Source organism: Streptomyces sp. NPDC058664 (assembly GCF_042716635.1).
Lineage (GTDB): Bacteria > Actinomycetota > Actinomycetes > Streptomycetales > Streptomycetaceae > Streptomyces.
Genome location: NZ_JBHXRW010000076.1, coordinates 25,173 through 31,518, shown reverse-complemented (window position 1 = coordinate 31,518; position 6,346 = coordinate 25,173). Strand labels below are relative to the sequence as shown.

General features: G+C 67.0%; 6 protein-coding genes and 1 pseudogene. 3 read left to right on the top strand and 4 right to left on the bottom strand.

Annotated elements, in window-relative coordinates:
* Window positions 1-158: 158 nt before the first annotated feature.
* Window positions 159-401, bottom strand: coding sequence for an integrase core domain-containing protein (locus ACFWUY_RS36550; RefSeq protein WP_384120235.1), 243 nt, complete (start codon window positions 399-401; stop codon window positions 159-161).
* A gap of 244 nt (window positions 402-645) precedes the next feature.
* Here ACFWUY_RS36550 and ACFWUY_RS36545 point away from each other — a divergent pair, with 244 nt between their 5' ends.
* Both ACFWUY_RS36545 and ACFWUY_RS36540 read left to right on the top strand, forming a co-directional pair.
* Window positions 646-1,788, top strand: coding sequence for an IS110 family transposase (locus ACFWUY_RS36545; protein ID WP_384120232.1), 1,143 nt, complete (start codon window positions 646-648; stop codon window positions 1,786-1,788).
* A gap of 304 nt (window positions 1,789-2,092) precedes the next feature.
* Window positions 2,093-2,323: pseudogene (locus ACFWUY_RS36540) on the top strand (transposase); the annotation flags it as partial.
* Between the two features lie 271 nt (window positions 2,324-2,594).
* Here ACFWUY_RS36540 and ACFWUY_RS36535 read toward each other — a convergent pair.
* Complete coding sequence (locus ACFWUY_RS36535) at window positions 2,595-3,251, bottom strand: SDR family NAD(P)-dependent oxidoreductase (protein WP_384120227.1); 657 nt, start codon at window positions 3,249-3,251, stop codon at window positions 2,595-2,597.
* Window positions 3,252-3,331: 80 nt separating this feature from the next.
* Here ACFWUY_RS36535 and ACFWUY_RS36530 point away from each other — a divergent pair, with 80 nt between their 5' ends.
* Window positions 3,332-3,721, top strand: a complete 390-nt coding sequence (locus tag ACFWUY_RS36530) for a MerR family transcriptional regulator (RefSeq protein WP_384120251.1) — start codon at window positions 3,332-3,334, stop codon at window positions 3,719-3,721.
* 48 nt (window positions 3,722-3,769) lie between these two features.
* Here the strand turns inward: ACFWUY_RS36530 and ACFWUY_RS36525 are convergent, their stop codons facing one another.
* Both ACFWUY_RS36525 and ACFWUY_RS36520 read right to left on the bottom strand, forming a co-directional pair.
* The gene (locus tag ACFWUY_RS36525; protein ID WP_384120248.1) at window positions 3,770-4,606 is read right to left on the bottom strand and encodes a transposase family protein; all 837 of its coding nucleotides are present in this window, start codon (window positions 4,604-4,606) and stop codon (window positions 3,770-3,772) included.
* A 510-nt stretch (window positions 4,607-5,116) separates the two neighbouring features.
* On the bottom strand, window positions 5,117-5,998 hold the full coding sequence (locus tag ACFWUY_RS36520) for a DUF4394 domain-containing protein (RefSeq protein ID WP_384120224.1): 882 nt from the start codon (window positions 5,996-5,998) through the stop codon (window positions 5,117-5,119).
* Window positions 5,999-6,346: the final 348 nt, after the last annotated feature.

The window sequence follows — 6,346 nt, the reverse complement described above, 5'->3', positions numbered from 1 at the left end:
GTCCGAATAGTCCTTCAACGCCATCGGCGGTCTCTCGCTTCCTCCGGATCAAGCAGATCCAGTATCAGCGTGTCCACCACTCAGGGGGAGGCCCCGGTGCGGGAGTACAACCGTCTGGCCAAGGTCGAACGGACCTTGATCCCGGATTCTGAACACGTCTATGCAACTCGGGCCAAGGTAGTTGCTGCTGGTTGGAGGTCGTTCTCGTAGGCGATCGGAGACCGCCGACCGAGGCGGGAATGCCGGCGCTGAGTGTTGTAACAGGTCAGCCGGCGGAAGGCGCCGAGCCTGGCCTCACGCTTGCTCGGCCAGGTCTTCCGGCCCTTGAGCGTCTCCCTCTTGAAGGCGGCGTTGGAGCTTTCCGCGGCGGCGTTGTCAGCGTTGGACCCGATCGCCCCCATGCTCTGCCGGGCCCCTGCTGACCTGCAGATTTCAGTGAGCCTTTTCCAGCCTGGTCGTAACAGCCACGAGGCGGACGCTCCTGCGTAACGACGAAGCTCCTGGTAGACGGTGTCACGACCAAGATCCACCGTGCTGCCAGGAGCCTCGTGTGCTTGTCTACCCGTCGTCGATCGACCTGCCCAGCCACACCCTGCGGTATCTGGCCGGACAACTCACCTCCCGGCGGCAGGAGATCGGTACACGGTGGCGACGACTGACACCAGAGCGTACGGCCGCCACCTCGCGGACGCCGAGTTCGCTACCACCGCCGCGGGGTACGCGGCGGCTCTGGCGTTCCTAGACGCGCACGGTCAGGTGATCGCGGTCGGCGTGGAAGGCACTTCGTCCTACGGAGCCGGCTTTACCAGCGCCGCCCGCTCACATGGGCTTCCAGTCGTCGAGGTCAACCGGCCTGACCGGGCCGAACGCCGCCGCGTCGGCAAGTCGGACCCCATCGACGCCTACGCCGCCGCCCGCGCGGCCCTGTCGGGACGGGCCTCCAGCACCCCGAAGGACGTCACCGTCGCCGGCATACGCGCCCTGCGCAACGCCGCCCGTTCCGCCGTCAAGGCACGCACCGCCGCTCTCAACCAGATCACCCACATCCTCTCCAACGCACCTGATGCCATCCGCGCCAAGTTCAGGCACCTCACAGGGACGGACCGCACCGATGCCCCGGCCCGGCTGCGGCCGGCCGGTGACGCGCTCCACGTCGCCGTGCTCTCCGCGCTCAAGAGCCTCGCTCGGCGCGTCAAGGAACTGGCCGCCGGGCACGAAGAGCTGATCAAGGCCCTGGACCGTGAGGTCACCGCCCACAACCCCGGTCTGAGGGCTGCCTACGGGGTCGGCCCCGACACCGCCGCCCAGCTGCTGGTCACGGCGGGTGGCAATCCCGAGCGCATGCGGACGGAGGCTTCCTTCGCCGCTCTTTGCGGAGCTGCACCGGTTCCCGCCTCCAGCGGCAGAACCAACCGGCACCGTCTCTCGCGCGGCGGTGACCGGGGCGTCAATGCGGCCCTTTACCGCATTGCTCTGGTCCGTATGGCCGGCGACTCCCGCACCCGGGAGTACGTCGCTCGTCAGACTGCCGCCGGCCGGACGAACAAGGAGATCATTCGGCTCCTGAAGCGGGCCATCGTCCGGGAGATGTTCCGCTGTCTGACCACCACGGTCACCGTCCCCGCCATCGGGGACCTGCGGCCCCTGCGGCAGTCCAAGAACATCACGCTCACCGCTGTCGCCCGCCACTTCGGACTCTGGCCGACCGCCATCTCCAGCCTCGAACGCGGCCTTCGCCGCGACGACGAGCTCGCCAGCGCCTACCGGGACTGGCTCAACGCCGCTTGATCACACGCGAGGTCATACAGCGCCCGGCACGTTCGGCCATCGTCGGCCGTCGGCGGAGACACCCACCGGCCGACCGGCACGAACGAAGTCGCCGTACTCGTCCTGGACGACGTCTTCGTTGACCCACCGGCCCCGCTCGGCTCCAGCGTGCTGCTCGGCAACGTCCAGCGCGGCCAGCGGGTCCCCAGCCATGCCCAAAAGCCGACCGAACTCGCTGGCCTCGTCGTCTGGATCGAACGGCGGTAACTCGCCCAGGTCTAAGAGGTCCTAACAGAAGCTGCTGACGGTGTGACTGTCGGCTCAGATGCTCGTTGCTCCTTTCGTGGGGAAGAGGAACTCTCGTCCGTGGATCGTTTCGGATGAACTGTGGTCGTTGATCGAGCCGTTGTTGCCGGAACCGGGTCCGAAGCTGGTCGCGGGGCGGCCGCGGGTGCCTGACCGGCAGGCTCTGTGCGGGATCTTGTTCGTGCTCCACACGGGGATCCAGTGGGAGTACCTGCCCCAGGAGCTCGGCTTCGGATCAGGTATGACGTGCTCGGAGGGGGTGATGGAGGGGTTCACGGAGGGAGACCGTTCACCCCGGTCAAGGGGCTGCTCGGGCTCGTCTGCGGTGCTCGCCACCGGGTGCTCCTGAAAGGTGGGGCGGGGTGGAGTCCACTCAGTGAGCCTCCACCAACGTGAAGTTGCCTGCCACAGGGCTGACGTGGCGGTCTCTCAGAGTGTTCACGCTGGTCGTGAGCGGCAGTCCGTGAAGTAGATCGTTTGACGGAACGGGCGGCTCGCCGGTTCTTGTCGGCCGCGCGCTGTCAAGAGCGGCTGGCGTGCAGCGCCTCGCGGTCCCACAGGTGGCGCGGCTGCGTGTGCAGGCGCCAGTAGTGCTCGGCGATGTCGTCGGGGTCGAAGTCGGTGCCAGGGGCGACCGGGCCATCCACGGTGACGCTCGCCGCGTGGACTCCGAAGGAGCCGTACTGCTGATCGAGCAGCGCGATCAGCGTCCGGACGCCCGCTTTGCCCAGGGAAAGGCTCACATACTCCAGCTTGGGTTCGGGCATGCCGCCTGTGACAAGGAACGTTCCGCTCCCTCGAGCTGCCATTGCCGGCGCGAGGCGCGCTGCGGCATTCAGCGCGCCGACCACGTTGACCGCCCATGCCTCCATATGATCGCGTACCGACAACTCGCCCAGCTCGTCCGCGCGGACGAGCGCGGCGTTGTACACGGCAACCTCCGGTACGCCGTGCTCGCCGACGGCCTGGTCCAGGGCCGCGTCCAACTCGGCCCGGTCGGTGCTGTCGGCCTGCAAAGTAATGATCGGGACGTCATAGGGAGCAAGCCCGTCCGCAACGACACGCAGCGTCTGTTCCCCCCTGGCGATCAGTGTGATCGGCATCCTCTCTCTGGCGAACCGACGGGCGACTGCCTGCCCGATCCCCGGTCCCGCACCAATGATCACTGCACCAGGCATAATCCGGCCCCTCCATTTCGTGATCAGCGATACTGGGGACGGTAAGGCATCACATCAATGTGAAGGTCAAGGAGAAGGCCTTGCGAATTGGCGATCTCGCCCGCGAAACCGGGGTGAGTAGGCGGCTGTTGCGCTACTACGAGGAGCAGGGTCTGCTCCGGCCGACACGGCTGGGCAACGGCTACCGCGAGTACGCGGAGGCAGATGTCGCCATGGTGCGCCACATTCGAGCCATGCTCGCCGCAGGGCTCTCCACCGCGGTCATCGGCAAGGTCGTGCATTGTGTGCGCGACAAGGATGAACTGAGGGTGCCGTCCGGCTGCCCGACCTTCATCGGGGAGTTGCGGCGCGAACGCGCCCGCATCACCGAGACGATCAGCCAACTGGAGAGTTCCCGGCGAATACTGGACGCCGTTCTCGACACAGCGCCTCGGAAGGGTGAAGATGCCTCGCGCGAGACCGCTCTATAAGCCAGGTCGGTTGCGTGCCCCGACATCGAGTGTGCCGTAGATCGTCCGTCAGCGGCTGACTTCGAGGTTCGTCAGGACGAGCAAGGCGCGCAGAAGACCCGTTGCGCGAGCGGGATCGGTACGGAGCTTGGTGAGGGTCCGCCAGTTCTTGAGGTGAGCGAAGCCGTGTTCGACCGGTGCGCGTCCGACGGCGAGGACTCGGTTGGCGGTCTTCTGGCCGGGGGTGAGCTTGTGAGTGCGGCTGGCGTGGAAGCCAGTGACGATCACGGGGGCAAGTACGTCGTTGTCCAGGCCGCGGAAGCCGAGGTCCGCCAGCGCTCCGAGGCCGGCGGCGCGTAGGCGGGCCAGGATGTGGTCGTGGCGGGCGGCGGTGTTGTCGTGGGTGCGGCCGGGTGTCGCGCGGGAGAACCACAGCGGTGTGCCGTCGGGGCGGGCGATGACCTGCACGTTCATGCCGTGCTTGCGGTGCTTGCGGTGCTTCATCGAGTAGTACGACTCGTCGGCGGCGATCCGGTCGATGGGAATCAGGGTGCCGTCCACGATGACGAAGTCGCCCTCGCCCAGGCCGGTCAGGGCCTCGTGCAGACCAGACGCCCATGCCGCGAGGACGTCGAGGGTCTCGTCGAGGTAGCGCCAGGCGGTGGCGGTCGAGATGCCGAACCCGGCTGCCAGGGCGGGCGGCGGCTCGTTCGTGCGCAGGTGCACCAGCGCGAGCAGGGCCTGCTGGAAGCATCCCGGCTTCCGCCACCGCGAACGGCGTTCACACCTTCGTGCGTAGATGAGCCAGAAAACGTGCTCGACCAGCTCATGCGGGACGTCGACCGTGGCACGATACGGGACCGAGCGAGGCTCCTCGGACGATGCGTGGTGCGTAGAGAACACCACCGCAACGACCAGGAGCCTCGTCTCGTTGCGCACCCCTACTGACCTGCCATTTCACCCCACAGAGACAGGATGAAAACGGCTCGCCGTCTCAGGATCCCACCAACGACTCCATCACACCCACGGAACTAACGAAAAGTTCAGTGGTGCATAAGGGAATCCAGAAAACCGTCAGCGGGCACGCTCAGATCAGATGTTGGGCACAAAGACGCAGGTAACGGCCAGACCTCGTCTACAGGACTCGAAGATCCGGCATCGGAGGCGAGCGCGGTGGAACACAGCGCCCCCGGGCAAGGGGACGCTGTGCTCGTAGCGGCGGTCGGCGCTACAGACAGCAGATCAGCGATGCCGGCAGGAGCCCCTGCCACCCCAGGAGCCGTGTCTCGTTCACACCAACCTCTCGGCGTACCTCGAGGCCAGGGACAGAAGTGATCCGCCAGCCTTCATGGGGCACAGCGGCCCGAGCCGGGGTGGAGACGGACCGAAGTGCCTCGACTGCACTGTCTGCGCTTGTCAGTGCTGGTCCAGCGGGAGGGCGACATCGACGACCTGCCGGCCTGCGGGGAAGGCGCCGACGAGGGTGGCCCTGCCGGTGAGGACGTCGACCTTGTAGAAGCGCTGCTTGCCACCGTTGGACAGGGCTGCGAAGCCGTGGTTCGTGCCGTGGGAGGCCTTGTAGTAGATGTCGAAGCCGGCCGAGGGGCCGGCGTTCACGCCCAGGCTGCCGGTGGGCGCGAGGGTGCCGGCGTTGGCCGGGGACTGCAGTGAGACCCGGTCGTTGGTGGTGTCGATGTCGAACAACGTGGTCGCGGTGGCCGCGTCGAGGTCGTTGTTCGTGTACGCCGCTCCGGTGACGCCCAGAGCCGTGGAGGGAGGCATCGTGGGGTTGGTCAGGGTGCCGTCGACGGTGGTGGTCCTCGGGGCGGCCGGGTCGTCGATGTTGTGACGCAGGTTCTGGCCGGTGTCGGAGATGACGCGCAGGCGGTTGGCAGCGGGGTTGAAGTCGACCCCGAAGTGCCGGCCCTGGAGGGCGACGGTCAGTTGGGAGACCTTGACGGCCTTGGCACTGATGCTGAGCGTGTAGACGCCGCCCTTCTCACCGACGCCGTAGAGCCTGCCGGTCTGGACCCGGAAGTCGATGCCGACCAGGACGGTGTCGCCCTGAAGGCCGGAGACCTTCCCCAGCGACCACGTCTCAGCCGGGTTGTGGACATCGAATCCCACCAGACGCTGGTCCGAGGTCAGACCGACGCTGACCAGACCGTGACCCGAAGCACGGTTCTTGGGAGCGAACGGACCGGTGTCGCCGCCCTGCGCCGAGGCCAGTACCGGGGAGAGCAGAGAGGCGGCCACTGCGGCAGCAGCGACAGCGGTCGCGGCGAGTCGAATGCGCACGAGAGAACTCCGATCGACGAGCGGCCCGCACCCTCGGTGAGGCGGGTCCGCAGATCTTTCGACACCCCCGCCCACCGAGGATCGGTGCTGCGGCCCACAACCCCCCGGACAGCCCGCAAAAGTCCTACCGCCACGCCCATGTGCAGAGCAATCACCACCACTTGTACACCCGCTCCGAAGAGGTGATGCCGTCTTGTCGGGCGTAGGACCTTCGAAGCCGCCGAACGCCGACCTCCCGACAAGATCGAAGCAACGCCTCAGAAGCACGTCCGCCGGGAGGCCGCCGTGTAGGAAGCGCGCGTCCAGTACACCGAGGCGTACCGCGTCAGGCACTCCGAGGCACAGGAA

Coding starts and splice junctions, on each gene's coding strand:
- ACFWUY_RS36550 (WP_384120235.1), bottom strand. CDS start 401: ATGGGGGCGATCGGGTCCAACGCTGACAACGCCGCCGCGGAAAGCTCC.
- ACFWUY_RS36535 (WP_384120227.1), bottom strand. CDS start 3,251: ATGCCTGGTGCAGTGATCATTGGTGCGGGACCGGGGATCGGGCAGGCA.